At 69.3% G+C, this 15,845-nt stretch carries 13 protein-coding genes; 6 read left to right on the top strand and 7 right to left on the bottom strand.

From position 1 onward, the window contains the following. Positions 1–50 precede the first annotated feature (50 nt). Together FJ887_RS09060 and FJ887_RS09055 are read right to left on the bottom strand one after the other, a co-directional pair. Positions 51–2,345 (bottom strand): protein kinase domain-containing protein, encoded by a 2,295-nt coding sequence (locus FJ887_RS09060; RefSeq protein WP_140954939.1) that lies wholly within the window; start codon positions 2,343–2,345, stop codon positions 51–53. Continuing rightward, positions 2,342–3,502 (bottom strand): lytic transglycosylase, encoded by a 1,161-nt coding sequence (locus FJ887_RS09055; protein WP_249356866.1) that lies wholly within the window; start codon positions 3,500–3,502, stop codon positions 2,342–2,344. Before FJ887_RS09055 ends, FJ887_RS09060 begins: the two co-directional genes overlap by 4 nt. A gap of 128 nt (positions 3,503–3,630) precedes the next feature. Here FJ887_RS09055 and FJ887_RS09050 point away from each other — a divergent pair, with 128 nt between their 5' ends. Next, positions 3,631–3,981: an Rv2175c family DNA-binding protein gene (locus FJ887_RS09050; RefSeq protein ID WP_137826473.1), complete on the top strand. Its 351-nt coding sequence runs from the start codon at positions 3,631–3,633 to the stop codon at positions 3,979–3,981. A 5-nt stretch (positions 3,982–3,986) separates the two neighbouring features. Here FJ887_RS09050 and FJ887_RS09045 read toward each other — a convergent pair whose 3' ends face one another. Beyond that, positions 3,987–5,195, bottom strand: coding sequence for a polyprenyl synthetase family protein (locus FJ887_RS09045; protein WP_137826472.1), 1,209 nt, complete (start codon positions 5,193–5,195; stop codon positions 3,987–3,989). After that, complete coding sequence (locus FJ887_RS09040) at positions 5,192–5,710, bottom strand: hypothetical protein (RefSeq protein WP_249356865.1); 519 nt, start codon at positions 5,708–5,710, stop codon at positions 5,192–5,194. Before FJ887_RS09040 ends, FJ887_RS09045 begins: the two co-directional genes overlap by 4 nt. Positions 5,711–5,768: 58 nt before the next feature. On the opposite strand from FJ887_RS09040, the gene dinB reads away from it, so the two are divergent. Both dinB and FJ887_RS09030 read left to right on the top strand, forming a co-directional pair. Then, the gene (gene dinB / locus FJ887_RS09035; protein WP_137826484.1) at positions 5,769–7,004 is read left to right on the top strand and encodes a DNA polymerase IV; all 1,236 of its coding nucleotides are present in this window, start codon (positions 5,769–5,771) and stop codon (positions 7,002–7,004) included. A 295-nt stretch (positions 7,005–7,299) separates the two neighbouring features. Beyond that, positions 7,300–7,713 carry an SCO2097 family morphological protein gene (locus tag FJ887_RS09030; RefSeq protein WP_137826471.1) on the top strand — a complete coding sequence of 138 codons (414 nt, stop codon included), beginning with the start codon at positions 7,300–7,302 and terminating at the stop codon, positions 7,711–7,713. A gap of 851 nt (positions 7,714–8,564) precedes the next feature. On the opposite strand, the gene FJ887_RS09025 is transcribed toward FJ887_RS09030, so the two are convergent. Genes FJ887_RS09025 through FJ887_RS09015 form a run of 3 tightly spaced genes read right to left on the bottom strand, consistent with a single transcriptional unit; the run spans position 8,565 to position 13,295 of the window. After that, entirely contained in the window at positions 8,565–11,156 is a 2,592-nt protein-coding gene (locus FJ887_RS09025) for a transglutaminase TgpA family protein (protein ID WP_249356864.1), read from the bottom strand. After that, positions 11,153–12,301 carry a DUF58 domain-containing protein gene (locus tag FJ887_RS09020; protein WP_137826470.1) on the bottom strand — a complete coding sequence of 383 codons (1,149 nt, stop codon included), beginning with the start codon at positions 12,299–12,301 and terminating at the stop codon, positions 11,153–11,155. The genes FJ887_RS09025 and FJ887_RS09020 overlap by 4 nt, the downstream gene beginning before the upstream one ends. Before the next feature lie 4 nt (positions 12,302–12,305). Further along, positions 12,306–13,295 (bottom strand): AAA family ATPase, encoded by a 990-nt coding sequence (locus tag FJ887_RS09015; protein WP_137826469.1) that lies wholly within the window; start codon positions 13,293–13,295, stop codon positions 12,306–12,308. Between the two features lie 396 nt (positions 13,296–13,691). Here FJ887_RS09015 and mraZ point away from each other — a divergent pair, with 396 nt between their 5' ends. The 3 genes from mraZ to ftsL all read left to right on the top strand — a co-directional run bounded on the left by mraZ (position 13,692) and on the right by ftsL (position 15,826). Then, a complete protein-coding gene (gene mraZ, locus FJ887_RS09010; RefSeq protein ID WP_040342214.1) occupies positions 13,692–14,123 on the top strand; it encodes a division/cell wall cluster transcriptional repressor MraZ in 432 nt (143 codons plus the stop codon). A 201-nt stretch (positions 14,124–14,324) separates the two neighbouring features. Further along, a complete protein-coding gene (gene rsmH, locus FJ887_RS09005) occupies positions 14,325–15,287 on the top strand; it encodes a 16S rRNA (cytosine(1402)-N(4))-methyltransferase RsmH (protein ID WP_137826362.1) in 963 nt (320 codons plus the stop codon). Further along, on the top strand, positions 15,284–15,826 hold the full coding sequence (gene ftsL / locus FJ887_RS09000) for a cell division protein FtsL (protein ID WP_249356850.1): 543 nt from the start codon (positions 15,284–15,286) through the stop codon (positions 15,824–15,826). The genes rsmH and ftsL overlap by 4 nt, the downstream gene beginning before the upstream one ends. The last annotated feature ends 19 nt before the right edge of the window (positions 15,827–15,845 follow it).

Genomic DNA, 15,845 nt, shown 5'->3' with positions numbered 1-15,845 from the left:
CCTTGTCGCGTCGCTGCCGGTTCAGCGCGGGAGCCGCGACAGCACTTCGGTCACTTGCCGTCCTTGTCCGCTTCGTCCTTCGGCTTCTCGTCCTTGTTCTCGTCGGCGGGCTTCTCCTCCTTGCCCTTCGAGACGCGGACGATGACGAGCGAGTTGTACGGCTTCGCCTCGGTGCTCTTGGGCCACTGGAAGACGACATCGCCCTTGGGAACGGTGTCGGAGAAGACCTCTTCCTTGCCGACACGGAATCCGCGCTTCGTCAGCGTCGCGAAGGCCGCGTCGTAGGACAGGCCCTCGACGTTGGGCACAGCGATCGGCTCGGGCCCTTTCGAGACGACGAGGTCGACGGCCGTGTCGTGCATGAGCTCCTTGCCCTGGTCCTCCGAGGCGCTGATGACGCGTCCCTTGTCGACGGAGTCGCTGTACTCCTCGCTGACGTCGCCGACGGCGAGACCGGTGTCCTCGAGCGCCGACTTCGCCTCATCGCTGGTCAGACCGACGAGTTCGGGGACCGCGAACATCTCCACGCCCTTCGAGACGACGAGCGTCACCGTCGATTCGGGGGTGAGCTCGGTGCCTCCGACCGGTTCGGACCCGACGACGGTGCCGGCCGGAACCTGGTCGTCGAAGACCTCCTGCCGTTCCGTCGTCAGCCCGCTGTCCTCGACGGCTGCAGTCGCCTCGGCGACGGGCTTGCCGGCGAGCTGACCGGGGACGATCGACGTCGGGGTCGGCAGGTTGACGATGACGAGCCAGGCCACGAGGACGATGATCGCTGCGGCGGCGACGAGGGTCGTCGCGAGGCGACGGCGCGTGCGGCGCTTCGGATCCGCCGAGGCGGCCGCCGCCGTGACGGTTCCACCCGCGTCGTCCGTGTCGCCTCCGGAGGGTTCAGCCTGCGCTGACGCGGCGCCGGACCCGGATCCGGCACCGGCCGCAGCGGCGACCGCAGTCCCCGTGCGGGCCTTCGTCTTCTTCTGCTTCGACGCCTTCTTCAGCTTCGGCGAGCGGGCAGACGCGGCAGCGGGCTCGGCGTCGGGCTCGGCGTCGGGGTCGGGAGTGCCGGGGTCGGCGCTCTCGGGGGAATCGCCGGGGGACGACTCCGGAGAGTCGTCGCCACCGGTCGGCGACTCATCGCGCAGTGCGGTGACGGTACCGCCCCCACCGGCCGATCCCGCTTCGGCGCTGCCGGACGCGGCGACCGCACCGGCACCGGCAACGGCACCGGCACCGGCTGCGACTCCGGCACCGACGGCGGAGCGCCGGTCCGTGGTCTCGCCGTTCGCAGCGGATCCGGCTCTCGCCTCGGCGCCGTCCCCGGTCGTCGCCTCGTCGGACGTCTCCTTCTCGGCGGTCTCGTCGGCTTCGTCATCCTCGAGGTAGGGGATCTCGTCGGTGCGGGACTTCTTCTCCTTCGGCACATCCGAGCCGAGGTCGATGCTCGCGGTCAGAGCGGGGGAGTGTTCCCCGGCGACCGCCTCGGGGTCACCGAAATCGAGCTCGGCATCGTTCATCTGGGCGCGCGCCTCGGCGAGGGCGATACGAAACTCCGCGGCATCCGCGGGCCGGTCATCGGGATCCTTCGACGTCGCCCACAGCACGAGGGCGTCGAGACGGGGGCTGAGCCCCGGCACCCGCTCCGACGGCGGCGGCACCGTGTCATGGACATGCCGGTAGGCGACCTGGATGGGCACGTCATCGGTGTAGGGCTGCGTTCCGGTGAGCATCTCGTAGAACATGATGCCCACGGTGTAGAGGTCCGTGCGGGCGTCGGCCCCGGCGCGCGTGACGAGCTCAGGGGCGACGTAGCCGACGGTGCCGATGAGGGTCTTCGTCGTCGTCGCCGAGGTGACGGCGCGGGCGAGCCCGAAATCGGCGAGTTTGACCTGGCCGTCGGTGCCGAGCAGGACGTTGTCGGGCTTGAGGTCGCGGTGGATGATGCCGGTGGAGTGGACGGCCTCGAGGGCGGCGAGGATCGCGTCGAGGACGACGATCGCCTGCCGCGGCGTGAACGATCCGCGGTGCTTGAGCTCCCGGCGCAGCGTCACCGAGGGCAGGTGCTCCATCACGAGGTAGACGATGTCGCCGTCGCGCGCCTGGTCGTGGATGGCGACGAGGTTGGGGTGGGTGAGGCGACCGGCGTTGATCGCCTCCCGTCGGAAGCGCTCGACGAACGTCTCATCGGAGATGAGGTGTTCGTGCATGACCTTGATCGCGATCTCCCGGTCGAGGCGCAGGTCGGTGCCGCGGTAGACCATGGCCATGCCGCCGCGGGCGATCTTCGCGTCGATCCGGTAGCGGTCGTTGAGGACCACGCCGATGAGCGGATCGGGCAGCGCGTTCATCGTGCCTCCTCCCAGCGGCCCCGCTGCATCTGCACGGCGCGGACGAAGGCCTTCGTCTCCGGCAGCAGTCCGTCCTCGCGCACCGTCCGCAGGTCCTGGTAGTAGCCGGCGAGTGCTTCGGTCTCGGACTCGGCGGTCTCGACGAGCCATCCGAGGATGACGGTCCCAGCGACGATGTTGTCGGCGATGTCGAGCAGGTCGAGGCTGCGTCCGACGATGTCGCTGGCCCACCGGCCCGAGCGGGGAGTGACCTGCATGATCCCGATCGCGTTCCCGGCCGAGACCGTGGCGTGCTGGAAACCGGACTCCTGGGCGGCGACGGCCTGCATGAGCGCCGGGTCGGCACCGAGCTCCTCGGCGATCTGCGCGACGAGGAAGCGCGCCTGCTCCGGGGTCGGATGGGTGCGGGCGAGCAGGGTGGCCTTGTTGAGGCGGGCGGCACGGACGACGCTCGGGCGGATGCCCTCGGCGCCGGCGACCTGCGGCAGCGCCTCCGGGACGTCCGGTGCGTGGCGGCGCGGACGCGCTGCGCCGTCGCGCAGAAGCAGCAGCTCGCCGACCCGGATGAGCGAATCGTCGCCCAACGCGTTCGCGCGGCGCAGCGTGCCCGGGGAGATCCCGTGGGTCGCAGCGATCCCGTTGAGCGTCTCGCCCGGGGCGACGACGTGGGACGGGTCGGTGTCGGGCAGGTCGTTCTTCTCCGGCAGGGAGAGGACCTGCCCTTGGCTGAGATTCTGCCGGGGGGAGATCCGGTTGAGTTCGGCGAGGGCGGGCACGGAGACGCCGTGACGGCTTGCGACCGCGTAAAGCGTGTCGCCCTGTCTGACCTTGTAGGTGCGTCCGCCGTGGGTGACGGGCACCGTCTCGCTCTGCGTGCCCGACGTCCACTGCGGTCCCGAAGCCTGAAGTGCCGGGGCCTGCAAAGGCTGGGCTTGCGCGGTCGAAGCCTGCGGGACCGAAGCCTGTGCTGCGGTTGCTGTCTGGGACGCGCCCCGCTGGGACGGCGATTCCGGGGCAGGCGTCGGGGCCGCCTCGGCGGTGTCGGCTTCCGCTCCCGCAGGGCGGGGGATCGGGCCGGTCGAACTCACGCGTGAGGCAGCACGGATGTCAGGGGCGGCGGTGATGGGAATCTGCGATTTCCGTCGCGTGCTAGTCATCTGTCACCTGTTCGGCTTCATCTCTCTGGGGAAGTTTCAACCACCAGCGTATCGAGAACCCCGCGCCGGACCCGGGATTGGCGCCCGCATGGCGGCGTGTTTCTTCCCGATTTTGCTAGGCTTGAGGGGTGAATACGGAAGAACTCGTCCAGGACTGGGAAACCCTGCCGGACATCGCGGAATCCACCGGTCTCGGCATCTCCCAGGTGCGCAGACTCCTCGAAGACGGCGCAATCTGCGGGTACAAGCACGGCGACCCCAAGGTGCTGCGGGTGCCGTCGGCCTTCTTCGTCGACGGTGCGGTGCTCACCCCGCTCAAGGGCACGCTGAGCACCCTCAAGGACGCCGGCTTCGACGCCGAGGAGTCGATCAAGTGGCTCTTCACCCCCGACGACTCCCTGCCGGGACGCCCGATCGACCTGCTCCGCGCCGGCAACCGCAAGGAAGTCCGCCGCCGAGCCCAGGCGCTCGCGTTCTGACTGCGTCAGCGCTGCCGGTAGCTCAGCTTCGTCGCGAAGTCCTCGAGCCGCTCGAGGGCACCCGCGCCGAGGCGGAACGCCGTCCCAGCGTCTGCCGACCCAGCGTCTGCTGACCCAGCGTTTCCTGACCCTGCCGCGTCGAGCGCCTGCGCGTCGTCGGACCACCGGCGCAGTTCGCTCAGCGCCTCCCCGTGCTTGATCGCGATGAGCTCCTCGACGGCGGCGAGTCCGCCCGCCTCGGCGAGCATCGTCACGGTCTCGGCCACCTCGGCGTCGCTGAGGTCGCTGACGCCGAGGCGCGCGGCGAGGATCTCCCGCCGCTCGGCAGGCAGCCGGCGCAGGTTCTCGGCGATGAGCACGGTGCGCTTGCCCTCACGGATGTCGTCACCGGCGGGTTTGCCGGTCGCGGCCGGGTCGCCGAAGATGCCGAGGACGTCGTCGCGCAGCTGGAACGCCTGTCCCAGCGGCAGACCGAAGCGGGAGAGCGCGGCGAGCTGGTCGTCGCTCGCCCCGCCGAGGGCGGCGCCGAGCAGGAGCGGCTGTTCGACGGAGTACTTCGCGGACTTGAAGCTCAGGACTTCCCACGCCCGTTCGCTGATGCGGTCATCGTCGAGCGGGATCACCTCGGCGCGGACGTCGAGGAACTGCCCGACCATGACGTCCCGACGCATCTGGGCGCGCAGCGCCTGCGCCGTGGCCGACCCGGAGAGGGCGTCGCACGCGGTCTCGTAGATCTCCTCGCTGAGGGCCAGGCAGATGTCGCCGATGACGATCGCCGCGGCGACCCCGAACGGCTCGGCCCCGCCCTGATAGCCCAGTGCCGCATGGAGGGCCTCGAACCGGCGGTGGAGGGCCGGCTCGCCGCGCCGGGTGTCCGAGTGGTCGATGACATCGTCGTGGATGAGCGCCGCGGCGTGGAGGAGCTCGAGGGAGGCGGCCGCCTCGGTGAGTGCCGAACGCGTGGAGCCCGTCCCCTCACCGAGGTGGCGCCCGCCTCCGGTGGCGAGCTGATAGCCCCACCACAGGAGGACCGGGCGGATCCGCTTGCCGCCGCGGGTGAAGTCGATGAGCGCGGTGCCGATCTCCGTCGTATCGGGCGAGATCGCCTCGAACTCAGCCGCCTTCGCGGTGAGGAAGGAGGTGAGGCCGGCCGCCACCTCGGCGGCGATGTCCGCGGGAGCGTCAAGGGACTCGACGCGGTCGGGCGAGGTCACGGAGCGATGGTCCCGCCGAGCGACACGATCGAGGACTTCGGGTCGGCGGGGTCGTCGCTGACGGTGAGGACGAGCATGCCGTCGTTGTCCTTGTGACGGAAGTTCACGACCTGCGCGGCCTTCGTCAGCGACCCGTCGCCGAAGGTCTCGAACCCGGCCTGCTCGAGCTTCTCGGTGTAGGACTTGACGATGTCGTCGGGTTCGGCCTCCGCCCGCATGACGATGCTCACCTGATCGAGCTTCCCGGACTCGGCCTGCGCCCGCGAACTCGAGATCACCTCGGCGCCCTCGTAGGGGGCCATGAAGTCGGGGAGTTCGGCCTGTGTGGGGGCCGCCTCGGTGGGGGTCGGACTCTCGGTGCCCGCATCGCTGGGAGCTGCGGTGGCGTCGGTCTGCGTCGCGGACTCCGACGGGGTCGACGTCGACTGAGACGTCGGGTCGCTGGGTCCCGAGCATCCGGCGAGGACAAGGCCGAGGGCAAGCGTCATCGTCGTGACAGTGCTGCGCGATACCATGGTCACAGATTACCCGCAGACCGTGCGGGAGCCGAAAAGTTCGATCCGTGGGTGGGACATGAGCCGCAAGCAGCTGGCCCGTTCCGGCGGTGACCTCGAGCACCTGGGAACGGATGACACGGGAGCGACGATGCTCCATCTCGACATGGATTCGTTCTTCGTCTCCGTCGAGCTGCTCTCACGTCCCGAACTCGTCGGCAGGCCCGTCATCGTCGGCGGCAGGGCCGGGCGCGGTGTCGTCGTCTCCGCCAGCTATGAGGCCCGTGAGTTCGGGGTCCACGCAGCGATGCCGATGTCCCGGGCCATCGGCCTGTGTCCGATCGCCGAGGTGATCCCCTCCTCCCATGGCCTGTACTCCGCGTATTCGAAGCAGGTCTTCGACCTCGTCGCCGAGGTGACACCCGACGTCCTCCAGGTCAGCGTCGACGAGGCGTACATCGACGTCTCCGGGGCGGTGCGCAGGCTCGGGTCCCCGGTCCACATCACGACACAGCTGCGCGCGGAGATCGAGCAGCGCACGGGACTGAGCGCCTCCGTCGGGATCGCCGGGTCACGGGTCGTCGCCAAGCTCGCCTCGGCGCGGGCGAAGCCGCACGGTCAGCTGCTCGTTCCGCTCGCCGCGACCCGGGACTTCCTCGACCCGATGCCGATCGAGGCGCTGCCCGGCGTGGGGGAGAAGACCCAGGCGGGGTTCGCGAAGTACGGTATCCGCCTCATCGGCGATCTTGCGGCGATGGACGAAGCGTGGGTCGGGCGGGTGTTCGGTGCGCATGGGCACCACCTGTGGCGCAGCGCGCACGGACTCGACTCCCATGGCATGGATCGCCAGGTCAAGGACCGGTCGATCAGTGCCGAGCACACGTTCGGCGCCGACGTCTGGGATCTCTCGGAGCTCGAGCACGAGCTTCTGCGGCTCTGCGACAAGGTTGCGCACCGCGTGCGGGCCGAGGGGAAGGTCGCGACGACGCTCGGGCTCAAGTACCGACTCGACGACTTCACGACGCTGTCCCGGTCGATCACCCTCGAAGCTCCCACCGATCTGGCCCGGGAGATGTACGAGGCGCTCGGGCCGGCGCTGCGCGGACTGCGGGAGCAGCGGACCAAGGGCGTCCGGCTGCTCGGAGTCCGCGCTGCGGGGCTCATGGACTTCGCCGTCAGCGGGCGGCAAGCCCGGTTGGACGAACCCGAGCACGCCGGGCGCGAAGCGGAGGTCGCCCTCGACGACGTGCGACGCCGGTTCGGCACCGAGGCGATCTCGCAGGCCTCCCTCCTCCGCCGGCAGCCCAAGCGCTGACGTCCACGGGGTTTCGGCACGGGGGAGCCGACGCGTCACCAGCGGGTTTCGGACATCGTGTGAGAGGGTGGTCAGCGCGCCTCGCAGGGTCTCTGGCCAGGGCCGTTGTTCGCCCGGAGAGACGGGCGCAGGAGGCTGTGCGGCGGACGTCGCACAGGGCGCGCGTTCAGCCGCCATCAGTGAGTCTGAGGACGGGGTGGGAATACCCCCGCCTGCCCCGTTCCGAAGATGTTTTTTCAGTGTTCAGAGACTATGATTGGGGCAATAGGCCAGAGTAAGGAAACGGGGGTTCGACATGCCACTCTCCGATCACGAACAGCAGCTTCTCGATCAGCTGGAGAAGCAGCTGCGCAGCGAAGACCCCCGATTCGCACGCAACATCTCGGAATCCCAGGCGGCAGTGAGCGGTCCGGGTTTCTCGGCGAAGCGCTTCGTCGTCGGCATCCTCGTCGCCCTCGCCGGTCTCGCCGCGACGATCTTCGCGATCTCGATGGTGAATCAGGCGGTTGCGTGGATCGCCCTCGGCGTCGTCGGTTTCGGTCTCATGGTCGCCGGTATGTATTGGGCATTCAGCCGTCCCGGACGCGTCGGCGATGGCGCGAAGAACTCCTCGGGATCAGGAGCGGCGCCGAAGTCGAACGGCAAGAGCTCCGGTGGCTTCATGAGCCGCATGGAGGATCGCTGGGAGAAGCGCCAGCGCGGGGAGTGAGCACTCGGCACCGGTGAGTGCCGTGAGCCTCTGAGTTTCGAAGGGCACTGCGGATGAGCAATCATCCCGGTGCCCTTTCGCATGCCCCGCGCGCGGGCGCAACCGTCCGCTCGCGGCTGAGCGTGCCACCGCCCGTGCGCAGTTGGGCGTGCCGCCGCCCTCGCGCAGGCGCCTGCGAACTCGGGCTCTGTCCACGCCGGAGGGCTCAGGTAATGAACTGAGCCGCCGAAAACCAGGTGAGCTCAAACGGCAGGGGGAGGCGGGACGGGTCGGACCAGCCAGCGGTGGGAGGCGGGGCGGGTCGGGTCGATCCGCGGTGCGGGCCAGCTGGATTCGGAATGGCCGGTCGTTGCCGGTGCCATCTCGGTTCGACCTGGCGCAATGTCACCGGAGGCGGGCAGGTGTGGCGGCGGGGAGGTCTCGGAGAGATGACGCCGGGCCCGCGCGCAGACTTTCGTCGGCAGCTCTGTCCACGCCGGAGGGCTCAGGTAATGAACTGAGCCGCCGAAACCCAGGTGAGCTCAAGCGGCCGGGGGAGGCGGGACGGGTCGGACCAGCCAGCAGTGGGAGGAAGGACAGGTCGGGTCGATCGGCGGTGTGCGCCAGTTGGATTCGGGATGGCCGGTCCTTGTCGGGGCCATCTCGGTTCGACCTGGCGCAATGTCACCGGAGGCGGACAGGAGTGGCGTCCGAGGAGGACTCGGAGAGATGACGCCGGGCCCGCGCGCGGACATTCGTCGGCAGCTCTGTCCAGGCCGGAGGGCTCAGGTAATGAACTGAGCCGCCGAAACCCAGGTGTGCCCAAGCGGCGGTGGGAAGCGGGTCGTGGTCGGTCGACGCGCGGCGGGCGGTCACCTCGGGGGATTGAAGATGCTCGCCGGCCAGATCTTCGCGGAGATCCGGCTGCCGGGTGTCGCATGCTCGGACAGGTCCGTCTGCACCTCGTCGACGACGGCCTGCACCTCGGCGGGGGAGAGGTCCGTGGCCTGCGCGCCGTAGCGCTGCGCTTCGAGGGCGTCGATGAACGCCGACAGCGCCGTGTCGTCGTGACGGCGGATGCCGGCGGCCGACGGAACCGGGCTTCGCAGAGCGTCGAGGCCGAGCGCCGACGGGGGACGTCCCCCAGTCGAACCGCCGAGCGTGCTGGTGCCGTCGGAACCTGCAGCCGCCTGGCTCGCGGGCACGCGCCCGCCGTCGGTGCGGCCGTGACTCGGGCCAGACGGACTGAACGTCCCGGCCCCTGCGCCAGAAGCCGCACCGGCACCTCCGTCGGCAACCCCGGCTCCCGCAGCCCCGGCGCCCGCGACACCGGCAACCCCGGCCCGGTCGACCCCGTTGCGCTCGGCTGAGCCGGAGTCGGACCGCGTCTCACCGCGGGCGGCGCGAGCACCCGCCTCGGCGACGGCGGGACCGCCGGCGAGGACGAGTTCGCTGTGGCGGAGGGTGCGGCTCGGATCGAGGCTCTGTCCGTAATCGGTCGCCAGAGCCCTGATCTCGGTCCACACGTTCTCGAGGTCGACCGGGGAGCCGGTGCGGCGACGGCGCTGGAGCACCCGCCACAGCGCGGGAATCGCGAGCAGCAGGAGGATGAGAACGGCGATGATGACGGCCCACATCACGGTGCCGAGAGTCGAGTTCGCCGGCTCCGCTGCGGCATCCGTCGCCTCGGTGGTCGCTTCCTCCTCGGTCGCCGGGGCGGCCTCGGATGCGCTCTCCGTCGGCTCCGCGGTCGGCGTGGCGGATTCGGTGGTCTCCTCATTCGCCTCATCGGCATTGCCGTCGGCGACGGTCCACGCCGGGGGCGCCCCCGCCGGTCCGCCCGGTGTGGGCTCGAAGCGCACCCAGCCGACACCGTCGAAGTAGAGCTCCGGCCACGCGTGGGAATCCTGCATCGAGACCTGGTACTCGCCCCCGTTCTCGGTGCCGGAGGCGAAACCGACGCCGATCCGGGCGGGAATGCCCAGGGTCCTGGCCATGATCGTCATCGCCGAGGAGAACTGCACGCAGTAGCCGCGCTTGTCGACGAGGAAGTCGGAGATCGCGTCACCGCTGGCCTCCTCCGGGGCATCGAGTGAGTACTCGAACTCGCCGCTGCGGAAGTACGCCTGGAGCAGCACGGCGGCCTCCCACTGGTTGCTCGCCCCGGCGGTGACCTCGTCGGCGGTGTCGCGCACGCTCTGCGGCAGGGTCTCGGGCACTTCGAGCTCGGTCTCGAACTCCGCGGAGTTGACCGGGGTCGCCGACTGCATGACGCTGACATCGGGTTCGATCGACAGGTAGTTCATCGAGTAGTCGAGCCCGCCGGAGCGCTCCCCGTTGCCGACGATCGTCAGCGAGGACTCGTCGTAGATCCACCGGCGGTCGAGTCCCTCCGGCTGCTGCGGGGCGTAGGGCGTCGGCAGGTACTGCTGATCGTACTGGCCGATCGAGAAGTCGATGCGCTGCTCGGAGTAGCCCTGGTCGCGCGGCAGACCCTGCGGCCACGGCAGGCCCTCGGCGGCGATCGCGAACTGGTCGAGTCCGAACGGCGTCGGCGCCCATGTCTGCCCGTCGAAGGAGTTGATCGACGTCAGGCGGATCGGCTCGGGGTTCTCCGCCGTCGTCGTGTACGTGAACAGCGTCGAATCGTCGCGGGCGCCGAGGTCGGCGCGCAAATCGAGGAACGGGTTCGTCACCGTGAGGTCGCCCTGATTGTTCGACGCGCGGTTGGGCAGCGTCGGCACCTGCGGCAGGAGAGTCGGCAGGGCGATCCCGAGGATGATCGCGACCGCGCCGGCGACGACTGCGGTGAGCCCGCCGCGCCACTTCGAGTGCGGGAAGTAGGGGCTGAGCATTAGGAGGAGGAACGCGGCGAGGATCGCCGCGATGTGCCACCACCGCACCTGCGCGGGGGCGAAGAACACCGGGATCATCCACAGCACGAGCAGGAGGACGCCGCTGACCTTCGGGGCGCGGAGGTCGGAGACGAGTCCGTCGATGAGGATTGTGATGAGCGTGAACGCGATCGTCAGCATCGCCGTGAAGCCGGGCGTGCTCTCCGCCGGCGGGGTCGAGGCGTAGAGGTCGCTCACCCCGGCCGAGAGGAGGTCGATGACGGCGACGAACGACTCACCGGTCGGGATGATCCCTGCCAGCAGCGTGTCGGGGGCACAGAGGACGAGGACGGCGATGACGCCGACGATGCACTGGGCGATGACCGCGGTGCCGGTGGCCCTGAGCCCCGGGATGCTGCGGAAGATCGCCCCGACGAGGACGATGAGGAAGACGGCGACGAGGACCGGCAGCAGCCAGTCGAAGTCGGAGAACACCGCGGAGAGGCCGATCGCGGTGAGCACCATGGCGACGAACACCGACAGCGACTCGAGCCACGTCGAAGAGCGCTGCCGCTCCTCCTGCACAACTCCGGGCTGCACGACGTCGGGCTGCAGGACGTCGGCGCTCATCGCACGACCCGCTTCGAGTCGAAGGTCGTCCAGGATTCGGGCAGGTCTTCGCTCAAACCGAGCATCGTCATGTCATCGATCTCCGAGAGGCTGCGGACGGTGATGGGGATCCGGCGCGTGAACTGCGCGGCCATCGCCTGGGCGCGGGCGTCATCGGCGGCGCAGATGACGACGTGGTTGGGATTGTCGTGCGAGGGCAGGTGGGCCGGTCCCGGTTCGACGAGCGCGGTGAGCAGGCGCAGACGGTCGACGTCGCGCGGGCCGCGGAACCGGAACTCATGGCCGGGGGTGATCATGCAGACCTCGTAGTCGGCGCGGAGGAAGGCGACACCCGCGGCGGCCGCCGCGGCGAGGAGGAACTCCTGCTCGAGATCGTCCGGCGGCTCCTCGGCGCCGACGAGATCGACGACGATGAGCGCATGGAGCGTCTCCTCCTCGGCCTCGTGACGGACCATGAGCTCGCCCGACTTCGCCGTCGTCGGCCAGTGGACGTGGCGCAGATCGTCGCCGGGTACGTACTCCCGGGTGTGGAAGTCGCGGGTCGTGTGACCCGAGCGGATCTTGCCCTCGTCGAGGCGCGCCGGCCGATTCGCGGTGTCCCCGGGAATCCGAGCGCCGAGGGAGGGCACGGCCACGGCGATCGGCTGCGCGCCGAGCACCTTCTTCTTCGCCGTGACGAGACCGAAGGGACCGGCGACGGTGACGAGCACCGCCTCGATGCCGCTGAGGCCGCGACGGTTCGGGGTGAAGGAGGTGACGACGTTCTGCGAGCGGCCTCCGGCCAGGGGCGGCACCTCACCGACGGTCGAGTCGCCGAAGCCGTCGGCGGCGACGAAGTCGATCGTCGACGCGGGCACCGCGAGGTGACCGGTGTTGCGGACCACGGCGTCGACCTCGACTTCCTTGCCTTCGGGCGCCAGCGGGTAGCGCTCGTCTCCGGGCTGGAGCCGGACTTCGGGCAGGGGAGTGTGCAGGGTCACCGAGATCCGGCGCGTGCCCCAGCCGATGAGGGCGGCGGAGAGGCCGACGAGCCCGATGAGCAGCAGTCCTGCCGGGAGAAGACCGGGCAGAGCGAAGCGGTAGGCGCCGACGATGAGCGCGGCTCCGGCGATGATGAAGATGATTCCCGAGGTCGAAAGCCGCATGCCGTCACTGATTCGTCGAGACGGGCACTCGCGCGAGCACGCGGGCGATGAGGTCGGCCGCGAGCTCCGAGTCGTCGCCGTCGCGCGGGATGATGCGGTGGGCGAGGATGAAGGGCGCAAGCGCCTGGATGTCGTCGGGAGTGACGAAGGTGCGACCCGACAGGGCGGCCCTGGCCTTCGCGGCGCGCAGCAGGTGGACGCCGCCGCGCGGTGAGGAGCCGAGCACGATCGCCTGATCGCTGCGCGTCGCCTGGAGGATCGCGACGATGTACTCGCGCAGCGCCGGGCTCGCCGAGACATGGCGGACGATGTCGCGGGCCTGCTTGATCTGCTCGAGGCTCGTCACCGCCTGCGCGGCGGTGAGCGGATCGTGCTCGATCTGGTTGTCGAGCAGGTCGACCTCGTCGGCCGTCGACGGGTATCCGAGCGAGATGCGCGTCATGAAGCGGTCGCGCTGGGCCTCGGGCAGGGCGTATGTGCCCTCCATGTCGATGGGGTTCTGCGTGGCGACGACGATGAACGGCGAGGGCATCATGTGCGTCTCGCCGTCGATCGTCGCCTGGCCCTCGGCCATGCACTCGAGCATCGCCGACTGCGTCTTCGGGGACGCGCGGTTGATCTCGTCGGCGATGATGATGTTGGCGAACACGGGACCGCGGCGGAACTCGAAGTGCCGGGTCTCCTGATTGAAGAGGTTGACGCCGACGACATCGGTGGGCAGCAGGTCCGGAGTGAACTGGATGCGGCGCACCGAGCCGTCGACGACCTTGCCCATCGCCCGGGCGAGCAGGGTCTTGCCGACGCCCGGCACATCCTCGAGCAGGACATGGCCGCCGGCGAGGAGGGCGATGAGGGAGAGGCCCACGGCCTCGTCCTTGCCCTCGAGCACTGAGTTCATCGCAGTGCGCGCCCGTGATGTCAGCTGCTGTACCCACTCGATGTGCTCGGCACCGATGACTGAATTGGTCTGTGTGGCTTCCTGGCTCGTCGACATGCGTCCATTGTCCCTTATAACGGGCCCGGTCCGCACACGGGAGCCTCTCAGGATCTCCGCCCTCCCACTTCCCTCCCCACCTTCCTCCACCACCTCCTCCACTTCGCCCCACCGGATTCCCCACTTCCCTCCCCACATCGCCCCACCTCGGCGACGATCCCCGGAATCTCAGGGAAGAGGACCGCGCCGAGGTGGTCGTCCGGACCCGAATCCGCCCTCCTCGGAACCCCCGGAGACGCGCGGGCGGGAGATTTCTTCCACTTTCCTCCACGGGTCTGACCTGGGCGTTTATCGGGTTCTCAGGCGAAAGTGGGGTCAGGTGCTGGATTGGGTGGAGGGAAGTGGAGTACTGTGGTTGCTATCGGAGCCGATTGGTTTCGAAAGGGGTGAGACGACATGTTCTTGGGCACTCATATGCAGAAGCTCGACGACAAGGGTCGCCTCATCCTGCCCGCGAAGTTCCGCGACGAGCTCTCGCCCGGACTCGTTCTCACACGTGGCCAGGAGAACTGCCTCACCCTGTTCCCCACCACGGAGTTCGAAGCCGAGCACGAGCGGATCCAGAACGCGCCGAAGACGAACAAGGAGGCGCGCGACTACCAGCGCGTGTTCCTGTCAGCGGCCTTCGCGGACCAGCCGGACAAGCAGGGACGGATCACCGTTCCGCACATATTGCGGCAGTACGCATCACTCGACCGGGAAGTCGCGGTGATCGGCATGGGAAACCGAGTCGAGATCTGGGACGCCCCGACCTGGGAGGAGTACCTCGTCGGCGCGCAGCAGGCCTTCGCCGAACGCGAGAACGAGGTGATCCCCGGAGTGATCTGATTCTGCTCGGGCTCGATCCTTGCCCGCCGTGCATGGGGTTTCGGGGCACTTCCCCGGTTCCGAAGCACACCAGTCCTGACACACTTCCCCGGTGCCAGGGCCACGGCGGACAAGGTTCCGGCTCCAGCAGGACGCCCGGCCGGCAGGCCGGTTCAGACGGCCACCGACACACACCGACGACCACGCACGAAGGGCTCGACCATGAACGCACAGCATGTGCCAGTGCTCCTGGCCCGCGTGGTCGAGCTCATCGGCGTCGGCGTCGCGGCGGCCCGGGCACAGGGCATCACCCCTGTCGTCGTCGACGGCACGCTCGGGATGGGCGGTCACGCCGAGGCGGTGCTCACAGCCTTCCCAGACGTCCACCTCGTCGGCCTCGACCGCGACCAGGACGCCATCGCGATCGCCAGTGCGCGCCTGCAGCCGTTCGCCGACCGCACCGACATCGTCCACGCCGTCGACGACGAGCTCCCGAACGTCCTCGACGACCTCGGGATCGACGCGATCAGCGCGATCCTCCTCGACCTCGGCGTCTCCTCCCTCCAACTCGACGAGGACGAGCGCGGGTTCTCCTACTCCCGTCCGGCGCCGCTGGACATGCGGATGGACCAGACCCAGACACTGACCGCCGCCGAGGTGCTCGCGACCTACTCCGAGGCCGACCTCCGCCGCATCCTCCGGGACTACGGGGAGGAGAAGATGGCCGGGAAGATCGCGAAGATCATCGTCGCCGACCGCGGCCAGACGCCGTGGACGACCTCGGATCAGCTCGCGGCGATGCTCACCCGCGTCCTGCCCGACACGAAGAAGCGCTCCCACCCGGCCAAGCGGACGTTCCAGGCGCTGCGGATCGAGGTCAACGACGAACTCGGGGTGCTGCGGACCGCGCTGCCGGCAGCGCTCGATGCCCTCCACCTCGGCGGTGTTGCCGTCATCGAGTCCTACCAGTCGCTCGAGGACACGATCGTCAAGAAGATCTTCCGCGCCGGCACCCACACCCAGGCCCCACCGGACCTGCCCGTCGTGCCCGAGCACATGCAACCGTGGCTGCGGGAGATCGTGCGCGGCGCCGAAGTCGCCGATGAGGAAGAAGCGGAGAGCAATCCCCGCGCCAAGAGCGTGCGCCTGCGCGCCGTCGAGAAGATCAGGGAGGCACAGCCGTGAGTCACGCCCCAGCCGTCACCCGGCCACAGCACCGCACACCGGCGACGACGACGCCGGCGCCGCGCCTGCGGCTGCTGAAGTTCGAACTGCCGAAGTCGAAGCTGCCCTTCTCACTGCTGTGCCTGGGCATCCTCGTCACCGCGCTCGTCGCCGTCCTCCTGCTCAACATCTACATCTCCAACACCTCTTACCAGATCGATCAGCTCGGGGCGCAGAAGGAGCAGCTCGCCGAGGAGAAGGACCGCCTCGTCGAGGACAACTCCTACCGCGAGTCCCCGCAGAACATCGCGAAGGCCGCAGAGGAGCTCGGACTCGTCCGCGACACCTCCCCGGAGTTCCTCGACGCGAAGACCGGGAAGGTCATCGACGCCCCGCCGATCGACGAGAGCGGAGACAAGGAACCGGCAGTTGTGCCCGGACCGCGCGCCGATACCAGGGAAGACCTCCGGCCCAATCTACGATCGGATGAGACGCTGCCCGTCGTCGGCGGCAGCCCCAGCAAGGACATCGCGCCTCCCGCGCAGGTCGCTCCCAAGTGAGCGGCCCGCACAGCAGGCG

The organism is Brevibacterium sp. XM4083 (assembly GCF_006489205.2).
In the GTDB taxonomy this organism is placed as follows: Bacteria; Actinomycetota; Actinomycetes; order Actinomycetales; family Brevibacteriaceae; genus Brevibacterium.
The sequence above is the reverse complement of the archived record's forward strand: the minus strand, read 5'-3'. Positions and strand labels throughout refer to the sequence as shown.

Excerpts from the sequence above, each read along its gene's own strand:
- FJ887_RS09060 (WP_140954939.1), bottom strand. The coding sequence starts at position 2,345 with ATGAACGCGCTGCCCGATCCGCTCATCGGCGTGGTCCTCAACGACCGC.
- FJ887_RS09055 (WP_249356866.1), bottom strand. The coding sequence starts at position 3,502 with ATGACTAGCACGCGACGGAAATCGCAGATTCCCATCACCGCCGCCCCT.
- FJ887_RS09040 (WP_249356865.1), bottom strand. The coding sequence starts at position 5,710 with ATGGTATCGCGCAGCACTGTCACGACGATGACGCTTGCCCTCGGCCTT.
- dinB (WP_137826484.1), top strand. The coding sequence starts at position 5,769 with ATGAGCCGCAAGCAGCTGGCCCGTTCCGGCGGTGACCTCGAGCACCTG.
- FJ887_RS09030 (WP_137826471.1), top strand. The coding sequence starts at position 7,300 with ATGCCACTCTCCGATCACGAACAGCAGCTTCTCGATCAGCTGGAGAAG.
- FJ887_RS09025 (WP_249356864.1), bottom strand. The coding sequence starts at position 11,156 with ATGAGCGCCGACGTCCTGCAGCCCGACGTCGTGCAGCCCGGAGTTGTG.
- FJ887_RS09020 (WP_137826470.1), bottom strand. The coding sequence starts at position 12,301 with ATGCGGCTTTCGACCTCGGGAATCATCTTCATCATCGCCGGAGCCGCG.
- FJ887_RS09015 (WP_137826469.1), bottom strand. The coding sequence starts at position 13,295 with ATGTCGACGAGCCAGGAAGCCACACAGACCAATTCAGTCATCGGTGCC.
- mraZ (WP_040342214.1), top strand. The coding sequence starts at position 13,692 with ATGTTCTTGGGCACTCATATGCAGAAGCTCGACGACAAGGGTCGCCTC.
- rsmH (WP_137826362.1), top strand. The coding sequence starts at position 14,325 with ATGAACGCACAGCATGTGCCAGTGCTCCTGGCCCGCGTGGTCGAGCTC.